This window comes from Mesorhizobium sp. M1027, assembly GCF_040318745.1.
Taxonomy (GTDB): domain Bacteria; phylum Pseudomonadota; class Alphaproteobacteria; order Rhizobiales; family Rhizobiaceae; genus Mesorhizobium.
Genome location: NZ_JAMYMW010000011.1, coordinates 87,581 through 113,035, shown reverse-complemented (window position 1 = coordinate 113,035; position 25,455 = coordinate 87,581). Strand labels below are relative to the sequence as shown.

General features: G+C 63.1%; 20 protein-coding genes and 1 tRNA gene. 12 read left to right on the top strand and 9 right to left on the bottom strand.

Annotation, left to right across the window (positions count from 1 at the left end):
* Positions 1-111 precede the first annotated feature (111 nt).
* The 4 genes from NKH50_RS21365 (at position 112) to NKH50_RS21350 (ending at position 4,360) form a co-directional block, all read left to right on the top strand.
* Complete coding sequence (locus tag NKH50_RS21365) at positions 112-1,554, top strand: methylmalonyl-CoA mutase subunit beta (RefSeq protein WP_352880864.1); 1,443 nt, start codon at positions 112-114, stop codon at positions 1,552-1,554.
* A complete protein-coding gene (gene scpA, locus NKH50_RS21360) occupies positions 1,551-3,674 on the top strand; it encodes a methylmalonyl-CoA mutase (RefSeq protein ID WP_352880862.1) in 2,124 nt (707 codons plus the stop codon). Before NKH50_RS21365 ends, scpA begins: the two co-directional genes overlap by 4 nt.
* A gap of 72 nt (positions 3,675-3,746) precedes the next feature.
* Positions 3,747-3,977 carry an AbrB/MazE/SpoVT family DNA-binding domain-containing protein gene (locus NKH50_RS21355; RefSeq protein ID WP_352880860.1) on the top strand — a complete coding sequence of 77 codons (231 nt, stop codon included), beginning with the start codon at positions 3,747-3,749 and terminating at the stop codon, positions 3,975-3,977.
* Complete coding sequence (locus NKH50_RS21350) at positions 3,974-4,360, top strand: type II toxin-antitoxin system death-on-curing family toxin (protein WP_352880858.1); 387 nt, start codon at positions 3,974-3,976, stop codon at positions 4,358-4,360. The genes NKH50_RS21355 and NKH50_RS21350 overlap by 4 nt, the downstream gene beginning before the upstream one ends.
* Here NKH50_RS21350 and NKH50_RS21345 read toward each other — a convergent pair.
* Positions 4,357-4,830 carry a GreA/GreB family elongation factor gene (locus NKH50_RS21345; protein ID WP_352706123.1) on the bottom strand — a complete coding sequence of 158 codons (474 nt, stop codon included), beginning with the start codon at positions 4,828-4,830 and terminating at the stop codon, positions 4,357-4,359. The genes NKH50_RS21350 and NKH50_RS21345 overlap by 4 nt on opposite strands.
* A gap of 121 nt (positions 4,831-4,951) precedes the next feature.
* On the opposite strand from NKH50_RS21345, the gene NKH50_RS21340 reads away from it, so the two are divergent.
* A complete protein-coding gene (locus NKH50_RS21340; protein ID WP_352880856.1) occupies positions 4,952-6,328 on the top strand; it encodes a TIGR03808 family TAT-translocated repetitive protein in 1,377 nt (458 codons plus the stop codon).
* Here NKH50_RS21340 and NKH50_RS21335 read toward each other — a convergent pair.
* Together NKH50_RS21335 and NKH50_RS21330 are read right to left on the bottom strand one after the other, a co-directional pair.
* Entirely contained in the window at positions 6,321-7,325 is a 1,005-nt protein-coding gene (locus tag NKH50_RS21335; protein ID WP_352880854.1) for an asparaginase, read from the bottom strand. The genes NKH50_RS21340 and NKH50_RS21335 overlap by 8 nt on opposite strands.
* Before the next feature lie 26 nt (positions 7,326-7,351).
* A complete protein-coding gene (locus NKH50_RS21330) occupies positions 7,352-8,518 on the bottom strand; it encodes an acetyl-CoA acetyltransferase (protein WP_352880852.1) in 1,167 nt (388 codons plus the stop codon).
* 227 nt (positions 8,519-8,745) lie between these two features.
* Here NKH50_RS21330 and betI point away from each other — a divergent pair, with 227 nt between their 5' ends.
* The 5 genes from betI to betB are packed head-to-tail and all read left to right on the top strand — an operon-like array spanning position 8,746 to position 15,045.
* Complete coding sequence (gene betI, locus NKH50_RS21325) at positions 8,746-9,336, top strand: choline-binding transcriptional repressor BetI (protein ID WP_352880850.1); 591 nt, start codon at positions 8,746-8,748, stop codon at positions 9,334-9,336.
* The gene (gene betC, locus NKH50_RS21320) at positions 9,333-10,859 is read left to right on the top strand and encodes a choline-sulfatase (protein ID WP_352880848.1); all 1,527 of its coding nucleotides are present in this window, start codon (positions 9,333-9,335) and stop codon (positions 10,857-10,859) included. Before betI ends, betC begins: the two co-directional genes overlap by 4 nt.
* Entirely contained in the window at positions 10,859-11,866 is a 1,008-nt protein-coding gene (locus NKH50_RS21315) for a threonine/serine dehydratase family protein (protein ID WP_502906893.1), read from the top strand. The genes betC and NKH50_RS21315 overlap by 1 nt, the downstream gene beginning before the upstream one ends.
* Positions 11,867-11,869: 3 nt before the next feature.
* Positions 11,870-13,522: a choline dehydrogenase gene (betA, locus tag NKH50_RS21310; protein WP_352880844.1), complete on the top strand. Its 1,653-nt coding sequence runs from the start codon at positions 11,870-11,872 to the stop codon at positions 13,520-13,522.
* A gap of 59 nt (positions 13,523-13,581) precedes the next feature.
* Positions 13,582-15,045, top strand: coding sequence for a betaine-aldehyde dehydrogenase (gene betB / locus NKH50_RS21305; protein ID WP_352880842.1), 1,464 nt, complete (start codon positions 13,582-13,584; stop codon positions 15,043-15,045).
* On the opposite strand, the gene NKH50_RS21300 is transcribed toward betB, so the two are convergent.
* Both NKH50_RS21300 and NKH50_RS21295 read right to left on the bottom strand, forming a co-directional pair.
* Complete coding sequence (locus tag NKH50_RS21300) at positions 15,009-17,279, bottom strand: AGE family epimerase/isomerase (RefSeq protein WP_352880840.1); 2,271 nt, start codon at positions 17,277-17,279, stop codon at positions 15,009-15,011. The two genes, betB and NKH50_RS21300, sit on opposite strands and share 37 nt — an antisense overlap.
* 17 nt (positions 17,280-17,296) lie before the next feature.
* Positions 17,297-18,811, bottom strand: a complete 1,515-nt coding sequence (locus NKH50_RS21295) for a phosphomannomutase/phosphoglucomutase (RefSeq protein ID WP_502906892.1) — start codon at positions 18,809-18,811, stop codon at positions 17,297-17,299.
* Between the two features lie 205 nt (positions 18,812-19,016).
* On the opposite strand from NKH50_RS21295, the gene NKH50_RS21290 reads away from it, so the two are divergent.
* Positions 19,017-19,093, top strand: a tRNA-Pro gene (locus tag NKH50_RS21290).
* Positions 19,094-19,161: 68 nt separating this feature from the next.
* Here NKH50_RS21290 and NKH50_RS21285 read toward each other — a convergent pair.
* The 4 genes from NKH50_RS21285 to NKH50_RS21270 form a co-directional block, all read right to left on the bottom strand.
* Positions 19,162-20,781: an ABC transporter ATP-binding protein gene (locus tag NKH50_RS21285; RefSeq protein WP_254819906.1), complete on the bottom strand. Its 1,620-nt coding sequence runs from the start codon at positions 20,779-20,781 to the stop codon at positions 19,162-19,164.
* A 3-nt stretch (positions 20,782-20,784) separates the two neighbouring features.
* The gene (locus NKH50_RS21280; protein ID WP_254819905.1) at positions 20,785-21,903 is read right to left on the bottom strand and encodes an ABC transporter permease; all 1,119 of its coding nucleotides are present in this window, start codon (positions 21,901-21,903) and stop codon (positions 20,785-20,787) included.
* A complete protein-coding gene (locus tag NKH50_RS21275) occupies positions 21,896-22,819 on the bottom strand; it encodes an ABC transporter permease subunit (RefSeq protein WP_352479493.1) in 924 nt (307 codons plus the stop codon). The genes NKH50_RS21280 and NKH50_RS21275 overlap by 8 nt, the downstream gene beginning before the upstream one ends.
* Before the next feature lie 162 nt (positions 22,820-22,981).
* On the bottom strand, positions 22,982-24,574 hold the full coding sequence (locus NKH50_RS21270) for a peptide ABC transporter substrate-binding protein (protein WP_352479492.1): 1,593 nt from the start codon (positions 24,572-24,574) through the stop codon (positions 22,982-22,984).
* Positions 24,575-24,957: 383 nt separating this feature from the next.
* On the opposite strand from NKH50_RS21270, the gene NKH50_RS21265 reads away from it, so the two are divergent.
* Positions 24,958-25,437, top strand: a complete 480-nt coding sequence (locus NKH50_RS21265; protein ID WP_352880835.1) for a TadE/TadG family type IV pilus assembly protein — start codon at positions 24,958-24,960, stop codon at positions 25,435-25,437.
* The last annotated feature ends 18 nt before the right edge of the window (positions 25,438-25,455 follow it).

Sequence of the window (25,455 nt, the reverse complement as noted above, 5' to 3'; positions counted from 1 at the left end):
GGTCGCAGTCACGCAAGACGTTGCACGGCGTGTACGCTGCATTGTGATATGCGACCGGGGAACGTAGACTGACGTAGCTGGCCGCTGCGGCCGCTAGAATGAGGAGAACGGATGGGCGCCGGTGCCTTGACCCAGGATGCCGAACTTCCGAACGCCGACCGGCAACGATGGCTGGCTATGGCGGAGAAGGCGCTGGCCGGCGGGTCCTTCGAGGAAAAGCTCGTCTCGCATACGGACGACGCCATCCGCATCGAGCCGCTCTACGAGCGTTCGGTAACCGCCGAGCCTGTCGTGCGCGCCAACCCGGGATCACCGTGGATCGTCAGCCAGCGCATCGACGATCCGGACATAGGCCGGGCCAGTGCGCAGGCGCTGGAAGACGTCGCGCAGGGTGCCACCGGACTGTCGCTTGTCTTCGAGGGTGCGCCGAACGCCTTCGGCTATGGCTTGCCGAGGACGGCGAAGGCGCTGGAGGGCGTGCTCGACGGCGTGCCGCTCAACCGCATCCAGATCCGCATCGACGCCCATCCCTGGAGCCGTGCCGTGGCAGACTGGCTGGTGGCTTTTTTGACCAAGCGCCGCTCCGACCCGGCAAAGCTCAACCTCTCCTTCGGCATCGATCCGGCGGCAATTTTTGCCGGGACCGGCAGGCTGCGCATGTCGATCGACGCTTTACAGGCTTCGATGCCGCAATCGCTGGCGCATTTCTTTTCGATGGGTGTGCCCGGCGTCTTGCTGGAGGCCGACGGGCGGGTATTCCACAATGCCGGTGCCACCGAGGCGCAGGAGCTTGGCACCATGCTCGCCTCGGCCGTCTCCTATCTGAGGCTGTTCGAGAAGGCGCGCCAGCCGCTCGTCTACGCGGCGCCGCATATCGGTTTTGCGCTGAGCGTCGACCAGGACCAGTTCGTATCGACGGCGAAGGTCAGGGCGTTGCGCAGGCTGTGGGCGCGTGTCCAGGAGGCCTGCTCGATACCGCCCTCCACCGCCAGCATCCATGCCGAAACCTCCTTCCGGATGATGACGACGGCCGACCCGGAAACCAACATCCTGCGCACCACCATCGCCGCTTTTGCTGCTGCCGCCGGCGGCGCGGATTCGATCGCCATCCTGCCGCACACGATCGCGCACGGCCTGCCCGCGGGTTTTGCCCGCCGCGTTGCCCGCAACGCGCAACTGATCATGGCCAATGAAAGCCACATCGACCACGTCGCCGATCCGGTTTGCGGTTCGGGCGCCGTCGAAGCGCTGACTGCGGAGCTCTGCGCGGCCGCCTGGCAGGAGTTCCAGCAGATCGAGGCGGAAGGCGGCGTGCTGACCAGCCTTGAGCAAGGCCACATCCAGAGGCGCGTCCAGGCAGCTTCCGCCCGCCGCAACACAGCCTACCAGGCGGGCGAACGGGCGATCGTCGGCACGACGCTGCACCCGTCGAAGACCGAGCGCCCGGTCGAGACGCTGGCGGCGGCGCAGCGGCCAGCCTTCACCGAAGGCGTTGCGGTTTGCGAGCCGCTGTTTCCGATCCGCATCGATCAGTCGATCGGAGCGGTACCATGATCCCGGATTTCAGCCAGATCGCCTGGTCGCCGCCACGGCGGGCGCCTGTCGAGGTCAAAGGTCAGCGGATGACGCCGGAAGGCATCGCCATCAAGCATCTCTACAACCAGGGCGATCTCAAGGGCTTACCTCATCTCGATACCTATCCGGGCCTGCCGCCCTTCGTGCGCGGCCCCTATCCGACGATGTATGTCCAGCAACCCTGGACGATCCGGCAATATGCCGGCTTCTCGACGGCAGAGGAGTCCAACACCTTCTACCGGCGCAACCTTGCCGCCGGCCAGAAAGGCCTCTCAGTCGCCTTCGATCTCGCCACGCATCGCGGCTACGACAGCGACCATCCGCGCGTCGCCGGCGATGTCGGCATGGCCGGCGTCGCCATCGATTCCATTCTCGACATGCACCAGTTGTTCGACGGCATCCCGCTTAACGAGATGACGGTATCGATGACGATGAACGGCGCCGTGCTGCCGATCATGGCGCTCTATATCGTCGCGGCGGAGGAACAGGGCGTTGCGCAGAAGGACCTCGCCGGGACCATTCAGAACGACATCCTGAAAGAGTTCATGGTGCGCAACACCTACATCTATCCGCCAAAACCTTCGATGCGGATCGTGTCGGACATTTTTTCCTACACGTCGAAGCACATGCCGAAGTTCAATTCGATCTCCATCTCCGGCTACCACATGCAGGAGGCGGGAGCGACGGCGGACCTCGAGCTCGCCTACACGATTGCCGACGGTATCGAATATGCCCGCGCCGGCGTCGCGGCCGGCCTCGACATCGACCGTTTCGCTCCGCGCCTTTCCTTCTTCTGGGCCATCGGCATGAATTTCTTCATGGAAGTCGCGAAGCTGAGAGCAGCGCGCCTTTTGTGGGCCAGCCTGATGCTGAAGAATTTTTCGCCGAAGGACGAGCGTTCGCTGTCGCTGCGCACCCATTGCCAGACTTCGGGCTGGTCGCTGACGGCGCAGGACCCCTACAACAACATCATCCGCACCATGATCGAGGCGATGGCCGCGACTCAAGGGCATACGCAGTCGCTGCACACCAATTCGTTCGATGAGGCAATGGCGCTGCCGACCGACCATTCGGCCCGCATCGCCCGCAACACACAGCTCATCCTGCAGAAGGAATCCGGCACGACGCGTATTATCGACCCGTGGGGCGGCTCGGCCTATGTCGAACGGCTGACGCATGACCTGGCGGCGCGTGCGCTTGCGCATATCGAGGAGGTCGAGAGCCTCGGCGGCATGGCCGCGGCAATCGAAAAGGGCCTACCGAAGCTGCGCATCGAAGAGGCTGCCGCGCGCACCCAGGCGCGCATCGATTCCGGCGAACAGGTCGTGGTCGGCGTCAATGCTCACCGTCCCGGCACGGACATCGAAGTCGACGTGCTGAAGATCGACAATGCCGAAGTCAGGGCGCGGCAATTGTCGAAGCTGCAGCGGCTGAAAGGCACGCGTGACGTCGCCGCCGTCGAGAGCGCGCTCGATGCGCTGACCCGTGCTGCCGGGAGCAACGGAAACCTGCTGGAATTCGCCATCCGGGCGGCGCGCGCCAATGCCACGGTCGGCGAGATTTCGCTGGCGCTGGAAAAAGTCTTCGGCCGTCATGTCGCCTCGGTGCAGACGATCTCCGGCGTCTATCGCAACGCGCTTGGTCACAGTCCAGTGGTCGACCGGCTGCAGGACAAGATCGTGGCGTTCGAGGAGAAGTCGGGCGGCAGGCCGCGCATTCTGGTCGCCAAGATGGGCCAAGACGGCCATGATCGCGGCCAGAAAGTGATTGCCACCGCCTTTGCCGACCTAGGCTTCGACGTCACCGTCGGGCCGATGTTCCAGACGCCGGACGAGATCGCCAGGCTGGCCGTCGAGCATGACGTGCACATCGTCGGCGCCTCGTCGCTGGCTGCGGGCCATTTGACGCTTATTCCCGAACTCAAGCATGCGCTGAAGAAGCTCGGCCGCGACGACATGCTGATCGTCGCCGGCGGCGTCATCCCGCCGCAGGATTACGACGCAGTCCGGCAGGCAGGCGCCGCCGAAATCTTCCCGCCCGGCACGGTTATCCCGGAAGCGGCGGAGCGGCTGATGGACCGGCTGCTGCAGGCCGGCTGACGCTTTGTTATAATGTCTGTTGTAACGAGAAACACGCAGAGTTATAATCAGCGTGCAACAGGATGTCTCACCATGAACACCATCATTCGCAAGATCGGCAATTCCGAAGGCGTGATCCTGCCGAGGGAAATTCTCGACCGCATGAACCTGAAGGCGGGCGACAGCATCGTCATCGTTCAGGAAGGCGATGAGCTTCGTCTGCGCCGCACCGAGGACACTGCTGAAGAATTCGAGCGCAAGATGAAGATCGCGCGCGAGCGGATGAAGAAGTATGAGGTTGCCTACCGCGCGCTCGCAAAATGACCGAGCATCATTCGCGGGAATTCGTGGAGGCGCTTCACGCCGAGCAGCTGCGCCTCCACGGCGGCGCAGCGGGCATCCGCGACCAGGGAATGCTGGAGTCGGCGCTCTACAGGCCGCAGCAGAGGGAAATCTATGGCGAGCCCGATCTCTGTGAGCTGGCGTCCGCTTATCTTTTCGGTATCGCCAAAAACCATCCATTCGTCGACGGAAACAAGCGTACTGCTTTCGCGGCGGCCGATCTGTTCCTTTATTTCAATGGCTTGAGCATCGAAGCCGAGCAGGCGGACATTATTCAACTGGTCATGATGGTCGCCGCCGGCGAAATCGACGAGGCTGGTGCCGCGGCGTTCTTCCGCGATCATGTCGTCAAGCTCGAAGACTAACTGTCGGAGAGCTTGACGATCTCCCACTCCTTGCCATTGACCACGGCAACTTCGCCGATCTTCTTGCCGAACAGCGCCATCGCCATCGGCGACACATGGGAAATTGTCCCCTTGGCGGGATTTGCCTCATCCTCGCCGACGATCTTCCAGTGCACCTTCTTGCCGTCGTCGCTTTCCAACGTGACACCCATGCCGAAGCGGACCATGTCGCTGCCCGGCTCCGGCACCGAAAGTTCGGCGCTTTCGCGCCGCGCCGTCCAATAGCGAAGATCACGCGACACCAGCGCGATGCGCTCGCGGTCGGCCCGCTTTTCGGCTCGGCCGAGCTCGTCGCGCAGAGCGGCCACCTCCGCATCGATCAGCGCCAGGCCGCGTTCCGTCACCAGATTGCGGTGATGGCTGATCGGCCGCTCGCCGATGCCGGCGATGGCGTTTTCGCTGTCTTCCTCGCGGGTGAAGGCCCTGCTCATCCGACGAACTTATGCCTGACGCGACGACTCCACAAGCCGTAGCCGGCGAACCGACGTCGGGGCCGATCCTGTCTGGCACGAATCCTGCGGCGCGACCGTTGAACGCAAGGAATCTGTGCCGATGTTGAACAGACGAACGCTGCTTGCGCAGACCGCCGGATTTGCCGTCATGGGGCTTTCGCTCGGCAAGGCAGCGGCGAAAAACCTGCCCGGCATCGAGAAAGCCGCGGTGCGCGGCGCGATCAACGCGACCGATCTCGGCGTCCGGCCCGGCGCGCTTGACGACCAGAGCAAGGCTTTCACCAAGCTGCTGCGCGATGCGCACGACCGCGACATGGCGGTGTTCCTGCCGCCGGGGACCTATATCGTTTCCAGCCTGTCGCTGCCCGGCCGCGTGCGCCTGTCCGGGGTGCCGGGCGCATCGCGGATCGTCTATGGCGGCAATGGCCATCTCATCATGGCAGAACAGGCCGAGCATATCGAACTCAGCGGGCTCGTGTTCGACGGCAGCAAGCGCTGGATGGGCGACTACACGCAAGGCCTGCTCGATCTGCGCCGCATCGTCCATCTGGTCGTCGACAACTGCCAGATGACCGGCAGCGGCAAGAACGGTCTGGCGCTCGAACACGCCTCGGGCCGCATCGAGCGCTCGGAGATATCCGGCGCAGCCGACGCCGGCATCTATTCGGTCGAGGCCGATGGCCTGGAAATATCAGGCAATAGCGTCTCCGATTGCGCCAATGGCGGCATCCTCGTGCACCGCTGGCAGGCAGCGGAAGACGGCACCATCGTCAGCGGCAACCGCATCGAACGCATCCAGGCGCGCAGCGGCGGAACCGGCCAGAACGGCAATGGCATCGATGCCTTCCGCGCCGGCAACGTCATCATCTCCGGCAATATTGTTTCGGACTGCGCGTTTTCGGCGATCCGCGCCAACAGTGCCAGTAATGTGCAGATCACCGGCAATACCTGCTCGCGCTCGGGCGAAACGGCCGTGTATTCCGAATTCTCATTCGAAGGTGCGATCATCGGCAACAATATCGTCGATGGCGCCGCGAACGGCATTTCGATCGTCAATTTCAACGAAGGCGGCCGCATGGGCGTCTGCTCCGGCAACATCGTCCGCAATCTGTCGACCAGCGGCCCCTACCCTGCCGACGCGCCCGGCTTCGGCGTCGGCATCAGCGTCGAGGCAGACACCGTAGTTTCCGGCAATGTCGTCGAGAATGCGCCGCTCTACGGCATGCAGATCGGCTGGGGACCGTTCATGCGCAACGTGGTCGCCACGGGAAACGTCATCCGCAAGGCGAGGACCGGCATCGTCGTCACCGTGGTCGAAGGTGCCGGGACGGCAATCATCTCCGACAATGTCATCGACGGGGTCCAGAATGGCGCGGTCGTCGGCCAACGTTGGGCCGAACCGGTAACCGGCGACCTCGCCGCATCAGGCAATGCCGGCTACGCGCATTTGACCGTCGAGCGCAACCACGTCAGTTGAGGGTGGCCGTCGGCCGGAGCGCACCAACCTTGGCGCCGATCCGGCTTTCGATGGGCGGATTTGCCTGTTCGATCAATTTCGCAGCGAGCGCCTGGTCGGCGTGCAGCAGCTTAGCCAGCACGGCCGCGACCATCGCTTCAGCGGCGCGGCCGGCGCCATCGTCGCATTTCAGCGCGATGCCAAGCCCGAGCTCCGGAAGGGCGGCGCAAAAAACACCTTCGGCGCCTCCCTTGACGAAAATCCGGCCCGGCGCGGCCTCCATCATCGCGACATCGGACCTGCCCGTGCCGGCGACGAAAAACGGCTCGGCCATGCAGGCGGAGAGCAGCCGCTTCGCCGCCCGGGCGCGCACCGGCTCGAAGCCGGCACCTGTCGCCATGCGGGCAAAGCCAAGGGCAAAGCTGCGCAGCGGCACGGCATAGGTCGGAATCGAGCAGCCGTCAGTGCCGCGGTGATCGGCGTCATGGGCAGCACCGGTCACCGCCTGCATCGCTTCGCGCACCATCTCCTGCGAGGCATGGCCAGCCTTGACGTAACCACGATGGGCGATGCCGCTGTGAACGCATGTGCATAGGAAGCCTGAGTGCTTGCCGGAACAATTGTTGTGCAGCGCGCTCGGCACGCTGCCGGCGCGGGCAAGTGCCAGCGTCGCTCCATGGCTCGACGGCCAATGCGCGCCGCATTCGAGTGCCGTCTCGTCCAGGCCGGCCTTCGCCAGCATGGCGCGCGCCAACGCGACATGTGGCGGCTCGCCGGAATGCGAGGCGCAGGCCAGCGCCAGCTCCCGATCACCGAAGCCGTAGGCATCGGCAGCGCCGCTCTCGACCAGCGGCAGCGCCTGGATCGCCTTGACCGCCGAACGCGGGAACACCGGCTGTGCCGTGTCGCCGATCTCCCAGACAGGCTTGCCATCGGCGTCGAAGACGGCAACAGCGCCGCGATGGGCACTCTCGACGATTGCGCCGCGCAAGACTTCGACCAGAACCGGATTTGCCATGTCACCTCCCGCAAATGCGGGCGGGTTTATCTGATCCTGTCGAGAATGGAAACGTAGTTGGCGACCGCGGCACCACCCATGTTGAAGATGCCGCCGAGTTTTGCTCCCGGCACCTGCATGCCGCCCGCCTCGCCGACAAGCTGCATGGCGCTCAGCACATGCATGGATACGCCGGTGGCACCGATCGGGTGGCCCTTGGCCTTCAGCCCGCCCGACGGATTGACCGGCAACCTTCCATTCTTCGCCGTCTCGCCATCCAGGGCCAGCTTGGCGCCCTCGCCGGGCTTGGCCAGGCCCATCGCCTCATACTCGATCAGTTCGGCGATGGTGAAGCAGTCATGCGTCTCGACAAAGGAAAGGTCGCCGAGCGTCACGCCCGCCTGCTTCAGCGCCTGGTTCCAGGCCTGCTCACAGCCCTCGAAGGCGAGAATGTCGCGCTTCGACATCGGCAGGAAATCCTGCACATGCTCATTGGCGCGAAAGGCGACGGCGCGGCGCATCTTCAGCGCCGTGGCCGTATCAGCAAGGACAAGCGCGGCGGCGCCGTCTGAGACCAGCGAGCAGTCCGTGCGCTTCAGCGGACCGGCGACGAAGGGGTTTTTTTCGCTTTCCTGCCGGCAGAACTCGTAGCCGAAATCCTTGCGTATCTGCGCGTAGGGGTTGTCGACGCCATTCTTGTGATTCTTGGCGGCGATCATCGCCAGCGCATCCGACTGATCGCCATAGCGCTGGAAATAGGCTTGGGCGATCTTGCCGAAGACGCCGGCGAAGCCTGCCGGCGTCTCACCGTCCTCCGGCAGATACGAGGCCTTGAGCAGGTTCTTGCCGATCTCAGGACCTGATGTCGTCGTCATCTGCTCGGCGCCGACCACCAGCACGATACGGGCAGCATTGGCGTCGATGGCGCGGATGCCTTGCCTGACTGCCGCCGAGCCGGTGGCGCAGGCGTTCTCGACGCGGGTCGCCGGCTTGAAGCGCAGCCGGTCGTCGGCCTGGAGTACCAGGCTCGCGGTGAAATCCTGGGCGGAAAACCCGGCGTTGAAGTGGCCGAGCACGATCTCGTCGACGTCATCCGGACCGATGCCGGCATGATCAAGCGCTTCGACTGCCACCTTGGTGATCAGGCCCTCCAGCGTCTCGCCTTCGAGCTTGCCGAAGCGCGAATGCGCCCAACCGACGATGCATGCTGTCATGGCGATCTCCATCCTGTGGACCCGGGGTACGCGATACTTGCGGCGCGCCTCAGCATTGTTCAAGCATGAACCGTTCCGCCGGCTTCGTGAAGGGGCCAGAACCGCACAATCGCTTGATCTTGAACATCTGGTCATAGTGCCTGGCTTTTGCCAGCAAATCAGACCGGATTTTTGTTGATTGATGCGTCAATAAAAAATAATCTTGGTGCCAACAGGCCGGAGCAAGAATGCCGAAACTCGGAATGGAACCGTTGCGCCGCAGGGCGCTCATCGACGCAACGATCTCGGCGATCGGCGAGCGCGGTTCGCTCGATGTGACGATGTCGGAAATCGCCGGGCGCGCCGGCGTGTCCTCGGCACTTGCCCACCATTATTTCGGCGCCAAGGACGAATTGCTGCTGGCGACCATGCGGCACATCCTCAGCGAACTCACCGCCGATACGCGCCGTGCACTTCGCGCGGCCGGCACGGCGCGCCAGCGCGTCTCGGCGGTGGTCGCGGTCAACTTCTCCGACATCCAGTTCCAGCCCGAAACGATCGCCGCCTGGCTCGCCTTCTATGTCGAGGCGCAGAAGTCGTCAGCACTTCGTCGGCTGCTCAAGGTCTATGCGCGGCGGCTGCATTCCAATCTGCTCAGCGGGCTGACCGGCATCCTGCCGAGGAGCGAGGCCGACCGGGTCGCCGAAGCGACTGCGGCGCTGATCGACGGGCTCTATATCAGGCGCGCGCTGAAGGACGGCGTCCCCGATGCCGCGACCGCAATCGCACTGATCGAGGACTATCTCGAAACGAAGCTCAGCGGGCGGCAGAAGCAGTGACATCCAAACCCAACATCCTGATCGTCATGGTCGATCAGCTCAACGGAACGCTGTTCCCGGATGGGCCGGCGGACTTCCTGCACGCGCCGAATCTGAAGGCGCTCGCCGCGCGTTCGGTGCGTTTTTGCAACAATTACACCGCCTCGCCGCTCTGCGCCCCGGGCCGCGCCGCATTCATGAGCGGCCAGTTGCCGTCACGCACCGGTGTCTATGACAACGCCGCCGAATTCGCGTCTTCGATCCCGACCTTTGCCCATCATCTGCGCGCCGCAGGTTATCACACCTGCCTCTCCGGCAAGATGCATTTCGTCGGGCCGGACCAGTTGCACGGTTTCGAGGAGCGGCTGACCACCGACATCTATCCGGCCGATTTCGGCTGGACACCCGACTATCGCAAACCCGGCGAGCGCATCGACTGGTGGTATCACAATCTCGGCTCCGTCAGCGGCGCCGGTACTGCCGAGATCACCAACCAGTTGGAATATGACGACGAGGTCGCCTTCCATGCGGTGCAGAAGCTCTACGATTTTGCCCGCGTCTCCGACGATGCCGCACATCGGCCCTGGTGCTTGACGGTTTCCTTCACCCATCCGCACGATCCCTACGTCGCACGGCGGCGCTACTGGGATCTCTACGAGGATTGCCCGGCGCTCGAGCCGGAGGTCGGCTTCATCCCCTACAACAGGCAGGACCCGCATTCGCAGCGGCTCTACCGCGCCAGCGACTATGACAGCTTCGACATCACCACTGAGCAGATACGCCGCGCGCGGCGCGGCTATTTCGCCAACATCTCCTATCTCGACGACAAGGTCGGCGAATTGCTGTCGGTACTCGAGCGCACGCGAATGCTCGACGATACGATCATCCTGTTCTGCTCGGATCACGGCGACATGCTCGGCGAGCGCGGCCTATGGTTCAAGATGTGCTTTTTCGAAGGTTCGGCGCGGGTGCCGCTGATGATCGCCGGCAAGGGCGTACACGCCGGGCTGATCGAGACGCCGGTTTCCAATCTCGACGTGACGCCGACGCTTTGCCACCTCGCCGGCATCGACATCAGCGCGATTGCCCCGTGGACCGACGGCCAGTCGCTGCTGCCGTTGCTGAACGGAAAGAAACGCTCCGCGCCGGTGCTGATGGAATATGCCGCCGAAGGCTCCAACGCGCCGATGGTGGCGATGCGCGAGGGCCGCTACAAATTCATCCATTGCGACATCGATCCGCCGCAACTGTTTGATCTTGAATCGGATCCGCGGGAATTGACCAACCTCGCCGCCGATCCGGCCAATGCGGCGTTGGTGGCCGCTTTCATCGATAAGGTGCGGGCGCGTTGGGACATGGCGGCGTTCGATGCCGCAGTGCGTGCCAGCCAGGCACGCCGCTGGGTGGTCTACCCGGCGCTGCGCAACGGCACCCATTATCCCTGGGAATTCCAGCCGCTGCAGAAGGCATCGGAGCGCTACATGCGCAACCACATGAACCTCGACCTGCTCGAAGAGCAGAAGCGCTTTCCGCGAGGCAAATGATGGCAGACCGTCTCGTCCCCTCGCTCGACCATCTCAGGCAGGCCTATGCCGTCACCTCCAAGGCAACGCAGGTCACGCCGCTGCTGGAATCCGCGGCACTCGCCCGCGAGACCGGCGCTGCCCGCGTCTTCGTCAAGGCCGAATCGCTGCAATGGGCCGGATCGTTCAAGGTGCGCGGCGCCTACTGGCGGCTGAAGAAGCTCTCGCCTGACGAAACCAAAAAGGGCGTCGTCGCTTACTCCTCCGGCAATTTTGCGCAGGGGCTGGCGGCGGCAGGCCAGGCGCTTGGCATTCCCGTCACCATCGTCATGCCGATCGACGCTCCGGCCGCTAAGCGCGACGCCACATCGGGTTACGGCGCGCGCGTGGTGCTGACTGACCATGGGGAGCGCGCGCGTGAGGAAGTCGCCGCCGCCAAGGCGCGCGAGATCGCTGCGGGCGAAGGCCTGGCGCTGCTGCACCCGTTCGACGATCTGGAGATCGTCGCCGGCCAGGCCGGTGCCGGGCTGGAGGCACTCAACCAGCTCGCCGCCAGGCAAGCGGAGGCCGATCTCTTGTTCTGCTCAGTCGGCGGCGGCGGCCTGATCGGCGGCGTTTCGCTGGCCTTCCATTACCTGTCGCCCGCCACGGAGATCATCGGCGTCGAGCCCGAAGGTTTTGACGGCATGGGCTCGTCGCTGGCGCATGGCGCCATCGAAACCATGCCGATCGGGCCGAAATCGATCTGCGACGGGCTGATGTCGCGGCGGCCGGGCGACGCGCCGTTCGCAGCGGTGAAGGCGGCCGGCGTTCGCGGCGTCACCGTCGACGATGCTTCGGTGCGGCGCGCCATGCGCATCGCCTTCGAGCGGCTGAAGCTGGTGCTCGAACCATCCGGCGCTGCTTCGCTGGCGGCGTTGCTCGGCGGCAAGGTCGACGCGACCGGCAAGACCGTTCTCGTAGTGGCAACCGGCGGCAACGTCTCGCTGGCCGATTTCATTGCGCATATGAACCACGGGCGCGCATGAACCATGCTTGAAGCGGATTTCGTCATTATCGGCTCCGGCTCGGCCGGCTCGGCCATGGCCTACCGTCTGTCGGAGGATGGCAAGCATTCGGTGATCATCATCGAATATGGCGGCAGCGATATCGGGCCGCTGATCCAGATGCCGTCGGCGCTGTCGATCCCGCTCAATATGAGCCTCTACGACTGGGGCTTTGCCAGCGAGCCCGAGCCGCACCTCGGTGGCCGCGTGCTGGCGACGCCGCGCGGCAAGGTCATCGGCGGCTCGTCGTCGATCAACGGCATGGTCTATGTGCGCGGCCATGCCCGTGACTTCGACCACTGGGCCGAACAGGGCGCGGCCGGCTGGGGGTTTGCCGACGTGCTCCCCTATTTCAAGCGCATGGAGGACAGCGCAGGCGGCGAGGACGGCTGGCGCGGCCATGGCGGCCCGCTGACTGTGCAGCGCGGCTCGAGGACGAACCCACTCTATGGCGCCTTCGTCGAGGCAGGCCGTCAGGCCGGCTTCGAGCTGACCGACGACTATAATGGCGCGAAGCAGGAGGGCTTTGGGCCGATGGAGCAGACCATCCGCGGCGGCCGTCGCTGGTCGGCGGCGAGCGCCTATCTGAGGCCGGCGCTGAGGCGGAAAAATGTCATCCTGGTCAAGGGTTTCGCCCGGCGGGTGATCATCGAGAATCAACGCGCCACCGGCGTCGAGATCGAAGCGCGCAAACGGATTCAGGTGGTCAGAGCGCGGCGCGAGGTGATCGTTGCCGCGTCCTCGATCAACTCGCCCAAGATCCTGATGCTGTCCGGCATCGGCCCCGGCCAACACCTTAGGGAGAACGGCATTCCGGTGATCGCGGACCGGCCGGGTGTCGGCCGCAATCTGCAGGATCATATGGAGCTCTACATCCAGCAGGAATCGACAAAGCCGATCACGCTGAACTCGGTGCTGAATCCGTTTTCGAAGGCGATGATCGGGGCACAATGGCTGTTCTTCAAATCCGGCCTCGGCGCCACCAACCATTTCGAGGCGGCCGCCTTCGTGCGCTCGCGCGCTGGCGTCGATTATCCCGATATCCAGTATCACTTCATCCCGGCCGCGGTCCGCTATGACGGCAAGGCGGCGGCCAAGGCGCATGGTTTCCAGGCGCATGTCGGGCCGATGCGGTCGAAGTCGCGCGGTTCGGTCACGCTGCGCTCTCCCGATCCCAAATCGAAGCCGGTGATCCGCTTCAACTACATGTCGCATCCGGACGACTGGAAGGAGTTCCGCCACTGCATCCGGCTGACCCGCGAGATCTTCGGGCAAGCGGCCTTCGATCCGTACCGCGGCAAGGAACTGTCGCCGGGCTCGCATATACAATCGGATGACGAACTCGACGCCTTCATTCGCGATCACGCCGAAAGCGCCTACCATCCTTGCGGCACCTGCAAGATGGGCCGTGCCGATGATGCGATGAGCGTCGTCGATCCCGAATGCCGCGTCATCGGCATCGAAGGGCTGCGGGTCGCCGATTCCTCGATCTTCCCGCGCGTCACCAACGGCAATCTCAACGCGCCGTCGATCATGACTGGCGAGAAGGCCGCCGACCACATTCTCGGGCGCACGCCGCTGCCACCTTCCAACCAGGAACCATGGATCAATCCGCGCTGGCAGGTGTCGGACAGATAGGCCATGATCCGGCGGACGCATATTCCGCATGCCGCGACAAGACGATTTGGAGAACAGTCATGCGCGCCCAGCCAACGGCATCGCATTATGTCAATGGACGCTATATCGACGACGAGCGCGGCGCAGCGCTGCCGGTTATCTATCCGGCAACCGGCGAGACCATCGCCATGCTGCGCTCGGCGACGCCGAACGTGCTGGAGCTGGCGATCGAGGCGGCGCGTGCGGCACAACCGGCCTGGGCGCGGCTGAAGCCGGTCGAACGCGGCCGCATCCTGCGCCGTGCCGCCGACATTCTGCGCGCGCGCAATGCCGATCTGGCGCGCATCGAGACGCTGGATACCGGCAAGCCTATCCAGGAGACGCTGGTTGCTGACGCCCCGTCGGCGGCCGACTGCCTGGAATATTTCGGCGGCGCCGTTGCCGCCTTTAATGGCGAGGCCGTCGATCTCGGCGGGCCCTTTGCCTATACCAAGCGCGAGGCGCTCGGCGTCTGCGTCGGCATCGGCGCCTGGAACTACCCGATCCAGATCGCCGGCTGGAAATCCGCACCGGCTCTCGCCATGGGCAATGCGATGGTGTTCAAGCCGTCGGAGAACACGCCGCTCTCAGCACTGGCGCTCGCCGAAATCTACACCGAGGCCGGCCTGCCGGACGGGCTGTTCAATGTCGTGCAAGGTTTGGGCGATGTCGGCGCTGGCCTTGTCGGCCATGATGTCGTCGCCAAGGTCTCGGTGACCGGCTCGGTGCCGACCGGCCGCAAGGTGCTGTCACTCGCCGGCTCGAAGATGAAGCACGCGACGATGGAGCTCGGCGGCAAGTCGCCGCTGATCGTCTTCGAAGACGCCAACCTCGAAAATGCCATCGGCGGCGCGATGCTCGGCAATTTCTATTCGACCGGCCAGATCTGCTCCAACGGCACGCGGGTCTTCGTGCAGAGCGGCATCCATGACCGTTTCGTCGAGAGGCTGACCGAACGGACGAAGAAAATCCGCATCGGCGATCCGCTCGATCCGGACACGCAGATGGGGCCGCTGGTCTCGAAGGCGCAGCACGACAAGGTGGTCTCTTACATCGAGGCCGGCAAGCAGGATGGCGCGGTGCTCGCCTGCGGCGGCAATGTGCCTTCGCTGCAGGGTTTCCAGGGTGGCTTCTTCGTCGAGCCGACGGTGTTCACCGAGGTCACCGACACGATGCGCATAGCGCGCGAGGAGATTTTCGGGCCGGTGATGAGCGTGCTGAAGTTCGACAGCGAGGACGAGGTGATCGAGCGCGCCAACGATACCGAATTCGGCCTCGCCGCCGGCGTGTTCACCCGCGACCTGGCGCGCGCCCATCGTGTGATCGCCGAACTGCAGGCCGGCACCTGCTGGATCAACGCCTACAATCTGACGCCGGTCGAAATCCCCTTCGGCGGCTTCAAGCAGTCCGGCATCGGCCGCGAGAATTCGCTCGCGGCGCTAGCACTCTATTCGCAGCTGAAGTCGGTCTATGTCGAGACCGGGGATGTCGCCAGCCCGTACTGATCCTTGCGGGCCGTGCCGTCGAGATACTGGGTCAGCGCGCAGACGAGATGATAGAAGATGCTGGCCGGCACCTCGTTTGCCAGCGAGCGGCCACGCTCGTCGATGCGGTCGATCCACAGGCCGAGCGGTGCCGGATTGATGTGCCAGCGGAACAGCCGGCCGACCCGCGCCTCGATTTCCGGCTTCAGGTCGGGCCCCCCCGAACCGTCCAGCGCGATCGCCGCCTTGATCGCTTCGGCCTGCGGCCAGCTGCGCGAGACGCGGTCGAGCGGCAGTCCTTGCCGCGAGACGGCGCCGTAGGCGAGGCCCGTGGCGCGGTTCAGGCCATTGGCGATCGCCGACGCGTAGAGCTTCCTGGCGAGGCCGGTCAAGCCGCTCTGGCCGCTGCGGCCGGCGAAGTCGACCAACAGCGAAGCCCATTCGAAATGATGGCCGGGTTCGGTCCACGTGCCCTTCTCGCCAGGGGCCGGCCGCCATTCATCGTCGAAATACTCGCCCAGCGTCCAGCTTTCCGGGTCGAAGAAATGACTGCGGAACAGATCGACGATGCGCGCGGCGCGGCGGAGATGAGCGCGCTCGCCGGTCGCCTGATGCCAGGCCAGGAACGCCTCGAGCAGATGCATGTGCGGGTTGGAGCGGCGCTCGCCCTCGCCGCTCGAGGTCTCGCGGAAGCCGGTCAGGCGTTCGTCCTCGAGATGCGCGTCGATGAACGCAAAGGTCTCCTCGCCAAGCCGCAACGCATCGGGATTGCCGCACATATGGGCATGCGCCAGCGCCAGGAGCACGCAGGAATGATCGTAAGCATCCTCGGCGCCGTCGGCGACGGTGCCGTCGATGTTGAGGGTGCGTACCCAGCCGCCATTGTCGGTACGTCCGTGCCTGGCCATGAATTCGAGGCCGTGGCTGATCAGCCGATCGGCCGGGCCGTTCCAGCCGCGCGCCTTGGCGACGGCGAAGGCGTAGATCTGCCTGGCCTGCGTGCGCATGCGTTTGGGTTTCATCAGCGGGGCGGCATCGAAGCCGAGCGCTTCGTGGAAACCGCCATGGCGCTCATCGACGCCGACCGTCGACCACAACGGCACCGTCTCCTCGAACAGCCAATGGTGCACGCGGCGCTGCCAGGCGCCGCTTTCGATGACGCGATCGTCGGCGGGCGTGAACCTGGTCTCAAGGCGACCGCTCTTTTCGAGCTGCTCGACGATTTTTTTGACATTTTGGCTGTGGCTGACCGGCGCGACGAAAGTGGCGTCGGCGGTCGACACGATGGCGACGTCCTTCAGGCCAATGGCCGACAGCAGGCGACCATCGCTGCGGATATAGGAGTTCTCGCAATCGATGGCGACAACATCGCCGACGATGACATTGCCCTGCCTGTCGGAAGGGCCGACGTCGAGCAGCGATTGCCAGGAGCCGAGATCGTTCCAGCGAAAGCCCGCCGGCACCATGGCGATGCCGCTGGCGCGCTCCATGATCGCATAGTCGATTGATGTCGATGGGATGGCGGCATAGAGCTCCAGAGGCATGTAGAGGCCCGAAAGGTCTGATGTCGCCGCCTGAAAGGCAGCCTCGGTGGCGCTCCAGATATCGGGCTGGAAAGCCATGAATGCGTCGCGCATGGCGCTGGCGCGAAACAGGAAGATGCCGGTGTTCCAATAGAAGTTACCGGCCTCGAGATAGCTCTGCGCCGTGGCGAGATCGGGTTTTTCGACGAAACGCGAGACGTCGCAGATGCCGTCCCGCTCGCCGGCCACCTCGATGTAGCCATAGCCGGTCTCGGGTTGCGCGGGCTTGATGCCGAAAACCACCAGCCTGCCCTCGCGCGCCGCCGCGGTGCCGGCTTCGACGCTCTGCCAGAATTGCTGCGCCGTCGCGATCTCGTGGTCGGACGGCACCACCAGCACCAGGCTGTCGCCGAATTCCGACAAGGTGCGCAGGCTTGCCAAGGCAACGGCCGCGGCAGTGTTGCGGCCGGTCGGCTCGAACAGCGGGCCGCCGCCGGAAAGCTCGAGACCGGCAATATCGGCATGAACGCGGTCGGCGTGCCTTTCCGAGGCAATCAGGAAGACCGGCGTTTCGCCCTCCGGCCGCGCGGTCAGCCGGCGCAGCGTCTTGGCCAGCATCGAGCCGTCGCCGGAAAAATCATGGAACTGCTTGGGATTGTCCTCGCGCGACAGTGGCCACAGCCGCGAGCCGACGCCGCCGCTCATCACAAAACTGACGATCCGTTCGGTCATGAAAACAAGCCTCGTGCTCAAAAGGTCTGATTGTAGGCACCGACTTCGGGGCTGCGGCGCAGCACGGCATCGACGGCTTCGAACATCTGCCGGCGCCGCTCCGACGATACCGGGCTTTCGACCACCACGACAAGCTCCGGCTTGTTCGAGGATGCCCGCACCAGGCCCCAGGTGCCGTCCTCCGCCACGACCCTGACGCCGTTGACGGTGATCAGTTCGGCGATCTTCTGGCCGGCGAAGACCGCGCCGTCGTTCTTCATCTTGCGAAAATCGCCTACGACGCGCTCGACGACGCCGTATTTGAGCTCGTCGGCGCAGTGTGGCGACATGGTCGGCGTGCCGAACGTCAGCGGCAGATCGCGGTAGAGATCGGCCATGCTACTTTGCGGACTGCGATCCAGCATCTGGCATATGGCGATGGCCGTTACCAGGCCATCGTCATAGCCGCGGCCGATCGGCGGATTGAAGAAGAAATGGCCCGATTTCTCGAAACCGGCGGCGGCGCCGAGTTCGGCGACGCGCCGTTTGATATAGGAGTGACCGGTTTTCCAATAGTCGGTGACCGCGCCATTTTCCCGCAACACCTTGTCAGTCATGAACAATCCGGTCGACTTGACGTCGACGACGAAAGTCGAGCCGGGATAGAGGTGTGAAATGTCGCGCGCCAGCATGACACCGACCTTGTCGGCGAAGATCTCGTTGCCTTCATTGTCGACCACGCCGCAGCGATCGCCGTCGCCATCGAAACCGAGCCCGACATCGGCGCCCGTTTCCAGCACCTTGTCGCGAATGGCGTGCAGCATCTGCATGTCTTCGGGGTTTGGATTGTAATTGGGAAATGTATGATCGAGCTCGACGTCGAGTGGGATCACGTCGCAGCCGATCCTTTCCAGTGCCTCGGGAGCGAAAGCCCCAGCGGTGCCGTTGCCGCAAGCGGCCACCACCTTGAGCTTCCTGGAGATACGCTTTCCCGCTGTCAGATCGTCAAGGTAGGTTTTGCGGAAGTCCGCAACGAAGTCATAGGAGCCGCCACCGACAAGATCGAAATCGCCGGACAGCACGATCGCCTTCAACGCACTCATCTCCTCCGGACCAAAAGTCAGCGGGCGCGCCGCGCCCATCTTGACGCCGGTCCAGCCATTCTCGTTGTGCGAGGCAGTGACCATGGCGACGGACGGCGTGTCGAGCGCGAACTGGGCGAAATAAGCCATCGGCGACAGGGCCAGCCCGACATCCTTGACCCGTGCGCCGGCTGCCATCAGCCCGGAAACCAGCGCCAGCTTTATGGCAAGCGAATAGGAGCGAAAATCGTGACCGGTGACGATGTCGGGCCCGGCACCCAGGCGACGGATCAGCGTGCCGAGCCCCATGCCGAGCGCCTGGACGCCGATCAGATTGAGTTCTGGCGTTTCGTTCGAGCCGGGATGGCCGAACCACCAGCGCGCATCATATTCGCGAAACCCGGACGGCTTGATCAGCGCCGAGGTTTCAAACTCAAAAGTGTTTGGTCTGACATCGCTAACGATCTTCATCGACAAGGCTGCAAACTCCAGGCTGCTGAATCAGGTGCTTCGAGGCAAGGCGACGGTTACCTAGAAGCCCTTTAAGCCGTGTTTGTGCGACAGGAAACTGAAACCTGTATGACGTGGCGGCGAAAGCGAAAGAAATGCGACAGAAGCGCCTCCATTGGCGCTTGCAGTAACCAAACGCGGCGGCTATAAGCCCGCGGTCTGGTCACGGAGTGTAGCGCAGCCTGGTAGCGCACATCGTTCGGGACGATGGGGTCGCAGGTTCAAATCCTGCCACTCCGACCAGAAAAAACAGCGGCTTAGCTGTTTTTGTTCCCGAAACAACCACTATCCGCCGCAGTTCTGACCAATCGCTATGCGCTCAGGCGAAATCGCGTGACATCGATGGCCGCGGCCATCAGTGTCTGTGTGTAGGTTGCCTGCGGATTACTGAAGATCGCCTCGGCCGGTCCCTCTTCGACGATCTTGCCCTGCTTCATGACGATGATGTAGTCGGCCATGGCGCGCACGACGGCGAGATCGTGGCTGATGAACAGATAGGACAGCTCGTGGTCGGCCTGCAGCTTGCGTAGCAATTCGACGATCTGCTTCTGCACGGAGCGGTCCAGCGCCGAGGTCGGCTCGTCCAGCACCACCACTTTAGGCTTGAGTATCATGGCGCGTGCAATGGCGATGCGCTGCCGCTGACCGCCGGAGAATTCATGCGGATAGCGGTTACGCGTGTTCGGGTCGAGCCCGACTTCGAGCAAGGCGTCGACCGCGCGGAGATCGCGCTGCCTGCCAGACAGATTGGGCTCGTGGACCAGCAGCCCCTCGGTGATTATCTGGCCGACGGTCATGCGTGGCGACAGCGAGCCGAATGGATCCTGGAAGACCAGCTGTAATTCGCGCCGCAGCGGCCGCATCGCCTGGCGGTCGGCGTGGGAAATGTCGCGGTCGCCAAGCCGGATGATGCCGTCGCTGGGCAGGAGCCGCAGCAAGGCGCGGCCAAGCGTCGATTTTCCCGAGCCGGATTCGCCGACGATGCCGATCGTCTGGTTGCGCTTCAGCCGTATCGAAATGCGATCGACGGCGCGCAGCAGCAGCGGCTCGCCGCCAAGAAATCCGCCGCCGATCTTGAAGGTCACCTCGACGTTCCTGCCTTCAAGCAGGACAGGGGCATTCGGCGGCGGCGGCGCCTTGGTGCCGGTCGGTTCGGCGGCCAGCAGCATCTTGGTGTAGGCGTGCTGCGGGTTGGCGAAGATCGCTTCCGCCTCGCCCTCCTCGACCACCTCGCCATAGCGCATCACATAGACCCGATCGGCAAAGCGCCGGACGATGCCGAGATCGTGGGTGATGAAGACGATCGCCATGCCGAGCTTGCGCTGCAATTCCGCGAGCAGCATGAGGATCTGTGCCTGAATGGTGACGTCGAGCGCGGTCGTCGGCTCGTCGGCGATCAGTATGTCGGGGTCGTTGGCCAGCGCCATGGCGATCATGACGCGCTGGCGCTGACCGCCCGACAATTCGTGCGGGTAGGATTTCATCCGCCGCTCCGGATCGGGAATATGGACCAGCCGCAGCAGCTTGAGCGCCTCCTCGCGCGCCGCCGCGGCGCCCAGCCCGCGATGCTTGCGGATCGGCTCGATCAACTGGTTGCCGATCGAATAGAGCGGGTCGAGCGAAGTCATCGGCTCCTGGAAGATCATGCTGATCTTGCGGCCGCGGATCTTGTTGAGCTCGGGCTTGCTCAAGGTCAAAAGATTGCGGCCGCGATAATCGACGGTGCCGGTGGCCTCGCCGTTCGAGGCGAGCAGGCTCATCGCCGCCATCATCGTCTGGCTCTTGCCGGAACCGGATTCGCCGACGACGGCGACGGTCTCGCCTGATTTGACGTGGATATTGATGCCCTTCACCGCCTCCACCACACCGTCGAGGGTGCGGAAGCGGACCCGAAGGTCCTTGACGCTGAGGATGGTTTCGGAAGCAGCCATCTCTCAACGATCCTTCGGGTCGAGCGCGTCACGCAGGCCGTCGCCGACGAAATTCAACGCGAACAACGTCGAGACGAGAAAGAATGCCGGGAACAAAAGCAGCCAGTTGGCCGAGCCGATGTTCTGGGCGCCGACCGAGATCAGCACGCCCCAGCTTGTCATGGGCTCCTGGACGCCGAGCCCGAGGAACGACAAAAAACTCTCCAGGATAATGACCTGCGGCACCAGCAGCGTCATGTAGATCACCACCGGCCCGAGCAAATTGGGGATAACGTGGCGCAGCAAAATGCCACGCTGTCCGACGCCCATCGCCTCTGCCGCCTGGACATATTCCTGCCGGCGGATCGACAGCGCCTGTCCGCGCACGATACGCGCCATGTCGAGCCACAGCACCGCGCCGACGGCCAGGAACATTAGCACGAAGTTTCTGCCGAAAAACACAACCAGCATGATGACGAAGAAGATGAACGGCAAAGAATAGAGCACGTCGACGACACGCATCATCACCTCGTCGACCCTGCCGCCGGCAAGGCCGGCGGTGGCGCCGTAGAGCACGCCGATGACCACGGCCACAATGCCGGCAAGCAATCCGATGGCCAGCGATATGCGCCCGGCCATCAGCGTTCGCGATAGCAGATCGCGGCCGGTGTTGTCGGTGCCGAACAGGAAATATTGCTGCTTGATCGAGGCACTCATCACCATTTCGAGACCATCCGGCGATTTGCTCTCGATCTTTGTGTCATCAAAGGTATCGGAACGATCAAGGTAGCGAATGTTGCGGTCGTCGATCGGCTTGGACGATCTGACGGTAACGAACACACGGCTGCCCTCCTGCCGCCAATCCTTGATGTCGACGCGCATACGCCTGATCGCCTCATCGAGAGCGCCTTCGATCATGTCGGCCTGCGGATAGGCGGAGAAGCTCGGCGGCGTGCGCACATAGTCGGCATAGATGGTGGTATACTGGTGCGGCACGAAATAGGGCCCAAACACACTGATGACGGTGATGAAGGCAAGATAATACAGACTGAACATGGCCGCCCGATTGGCCTTGAGGCGCGCCCAGGCGTCACCCCACAGGGATCGGCCGACGACCGGTGCGGCAACTGCGATATCAGTCATAGCGCACCCTCGGATCGACGACACCATAGAGGACGTCGACGATCAGGTTGAAGACAATGGTGAAGAGCGCGATGACCACCACCGTCCCCATAACCAGAGTGTAGTCGCGGTTGAGCGCGGCAACGACAAAATGGCGGCCGATGCCCGGTATAGAGAAGATGGTCTCGACGATGATCGAGCCGGTGAGAAGGGCTGCAGCTGCCGGACCGGTAAAGGAGACGATCGGCAGGATGGCGCCGCGCAGCGCATGCTTGACGACGACTGACCAGTCGGACAGGCCGAGAGCGCGCGCGGTACGGATGTGATGCGAGTGCAGCGATTCGATCATCGAGCCGCGCATCAGGCGGGCAACGATGGCGATCTGCGGCAGAGCGAGCGTCAGTACCGGGCCGACCTTGTTGATAAGGGCTCCATCGCCCCAGCCACCGATCGGCAGCAGCTTCCAGGTCAATCCGAATACAAGCTGGATTACCGGGGCGATGACGAAGGTCGGAATGGTGCTGCCGGCGGTCGCCAGCGCGATCACCGAATAGTCGGCAAGCTTATTCTGGTTGAGCGCCGCAACAGTGCCGAGCACGCTGCCGAGCAGCAGCGCCAGAACGAGTGCCGAAGCGCCGAGTTGGATCGAGATCGGCAGGCCCTCCCTGAACAACTCGCCGACGGTAAAATCCGGCATGTTGTAGCTGGGACCGAAATTGCCGCGCAGAAGATTGCCCAGATAGTGGACGTACTGCAACCAGAGCGGATCATTGAGGCCGAACTGGGCTTCGAGATTGGCCCTGATCTCGGGGCTCAGACCCCGCTCCTGGTTGAACGGGCCGCCCGGCGCGACACGTATCAGGAAGAACGCTATGGTCACGATGACGAACAGCGTCGGAATGGCGGTCAGAAGCCGCCGGAATACGTAACGCAGCATCGGTGCCCCGCTTGATCCAGAGCGCGCGTCCAGCTGGACGATTGCGCTCTAGCCTTCAAATCTTCGCACCGACATTGCCGAAAATCTATTCCGGTTCCCGGGCCGATGCGATGGCAAACCAGCGCCGCCGCGCATTGAGTTGCGCGGCGGCCCAGCGAAGGATCAGTCCTTGCTGATGAAGCGGGACGGATGGATGTCCATCACATTGTCGTCGAAGCCATGCAGCTTCGAGGAAACGATATCGTGGTAGCTGTAGTAGAGAAGCGGGATCTCGCCGACATCGTCGACGAGGATGCGCTCGGCTTCGGCGAGTTTCTTCATACGCTCTTCGGGCTTGCCGCCCGCGGCGGCCGCCTCGTCCATGGCTGCCTCGAATTTCGGACTGTTGTAAACCGAATAGTTGTTGCCGCTGGCCTTGCGAGAGATGCCGAGAAAGGTCTCCGGATCCTTGTAGTCGGCGATCCAGGCGGCACGCGCCACGTCATAGTCACCCTTTTGCTCGAGGAAGGAGTAGTGGGTCTTGGTGTCGGTGTTGAGCAGCGTGACCTCGACGCCGAGCGGCTTCAGCTGTTCCTGGATGGCGACAGCGGTGTTCTTGTGGTTCTCCGAAGTGTTGTAGCGGATCTGCATCTTCAGCGGATGCTCGGGCGTATAGCCGAGCTTCTCCAGGATTTTCTTGGCTTCATCTTCGCGGTCGATCTGCGGCATGTCGGCGTATTTTGCCAGTGCCGGCGTGTAGCCTTCGATGCCCGGAGGTACCATCGAATAGCCGGGCAGCATCGAATTCTGCCAGACTTTTTCGGCCAGGAAGTCGCGATCGATCGCCATAGAGATGGCGTTGCGCAGTTCGACATTGTCCCACGGCGCCTTGTCGGTCTTGATCGCATAATAGTAGATGCCGAGATATGGCCCGACGCGGACCTGGTCGCCGAATTTGGCCTTGAGATCGGCGAGTTGTTCGGTCGGCAGGTCACCGTAACTGTCGAGTTCGCCGGCCTCGAACCGCTTCATCGCAGACGAGCGATCCTCGGTCGGGATGTAGTTGACCACGTCGAACTTGACGCTCGCGGCGTCCCAGAATTTCGGATTCTTGACCAGCTTCAGATGGTCGTTGGGAATCCACTCCGCCGCTGTAAAGGCCCCGTTGGAGACCAGCTTGCCTGCCTTGATCCAGTCGGCGCCAAGCTTTTCGATGGACGCCTTGTTAACCGGATAGGTCGCCTGATGGGTCAGCATCTCCAGGAAGTAAGGCGTTGGCGCCTTGAGCGTGACTTCGAGAGTATTTGCGTCAATCGCCTTGACGCCCATATCCTCCGGCTTGCCCTTCTTGGTGTTGACTTCCTCGGCACCCTTCACGGGATAGAGCATGGAAGCGTATTCGGCAGCGGTGGCCGGATCTTCCAGCCGACGGAACGAATAAACGAAGTCGTCCGCCGTCACCGGGCTGCCATCCGACCAGAGGCCGTCCTTGCGCAGCTTGAAGGTGTAGACAGTGCCGTCGTCGGAGACCGTCCAGCTTTCGGCGGCACCCGGAATGAGGTTCGTCTTCTGGTCATGCATGACGAGGCCCTGGAACAGGTCGCGTATGATATCGGCTTCGTAGACCGTCGAGGTCTTGTGTGGATCGAGCGTCTCCGCTTCGGCGGCGGCTCCGCGGTTGTAGACGGTCTCGGCGAAAGCCGGCGTGTAGAACGTACCGGCGGCCAAGGCCATAGTCGTGGCGAGTACCGTCGCCTTCAGCACATGTTTCAACATGGAGTTCTCCCTAATGACGTCGCCCTTCAGCCACGTCTCTAAGCGTTGACGCCCCGAAACCGATTGGCTGGTTCCTTTCGAGCGCGCAGCCGGTTCCCTTTCCGGCAGCTGGTGGCCAAACAGTAACGTGGAGATTTTTTATTTCAACAGTCTCTCGGGGTCACCCAAAGTAAGGCGCCGGGATAGTCGCCTTGCGAACGGCCAATCAATGATCGAACCATGGGCTTGGCTGCGTTTCATCGCCCAGAAAACGCCCGTGCGTGGGAGATAATCTGGCGGATCATTTCAGTTTGCGGGAATGTCTTAATTGGTTCTTAGTCAACCACGGGTTACATATTTGGACGGGTTCGGCACATCCCTCTTAAGTTCCGTGGACAAGGGCAATGGATAAGACAGACAGTAAAGCTGTCTCATTAGCGGCAAAAAACCCGCGTCGAATAAGGACAAATCTACGCAAAGTTGGAGATGAGTCCGGAACTTCCGCGATCGAATTTGCCCTGCTTTCACCGGTCTTCATCCTGCTCCTGCTCGGAATGGTTGCATATGGTATCTATTTTGGTGCAAGCAACTCCTTGCAGCAGATCGCCGCCGATGCCGCCCGCACTGCGATTGCCGGATTGAACCAAACCGAGCGCCAGGCGCTGGTGGCGAGTTTCGTCAAAAACAATGCCAGTGGATACCCGTTCGTCGATTCCGGCAAGCTGACATATCAGGCGACGGACAGCACGGCCGATGGAAATCAGTTCGTCGTGTCGATCCAGTACGATGCGAGCAACCTGCCGATCTGGAACCTGTTACCAAGCCTTGCGATGCCGCAAACCACGATCTCACGCAGGTCGACCATAAGGATTGGAGGCATTTGAATGTCGCAGTTCTTGCTG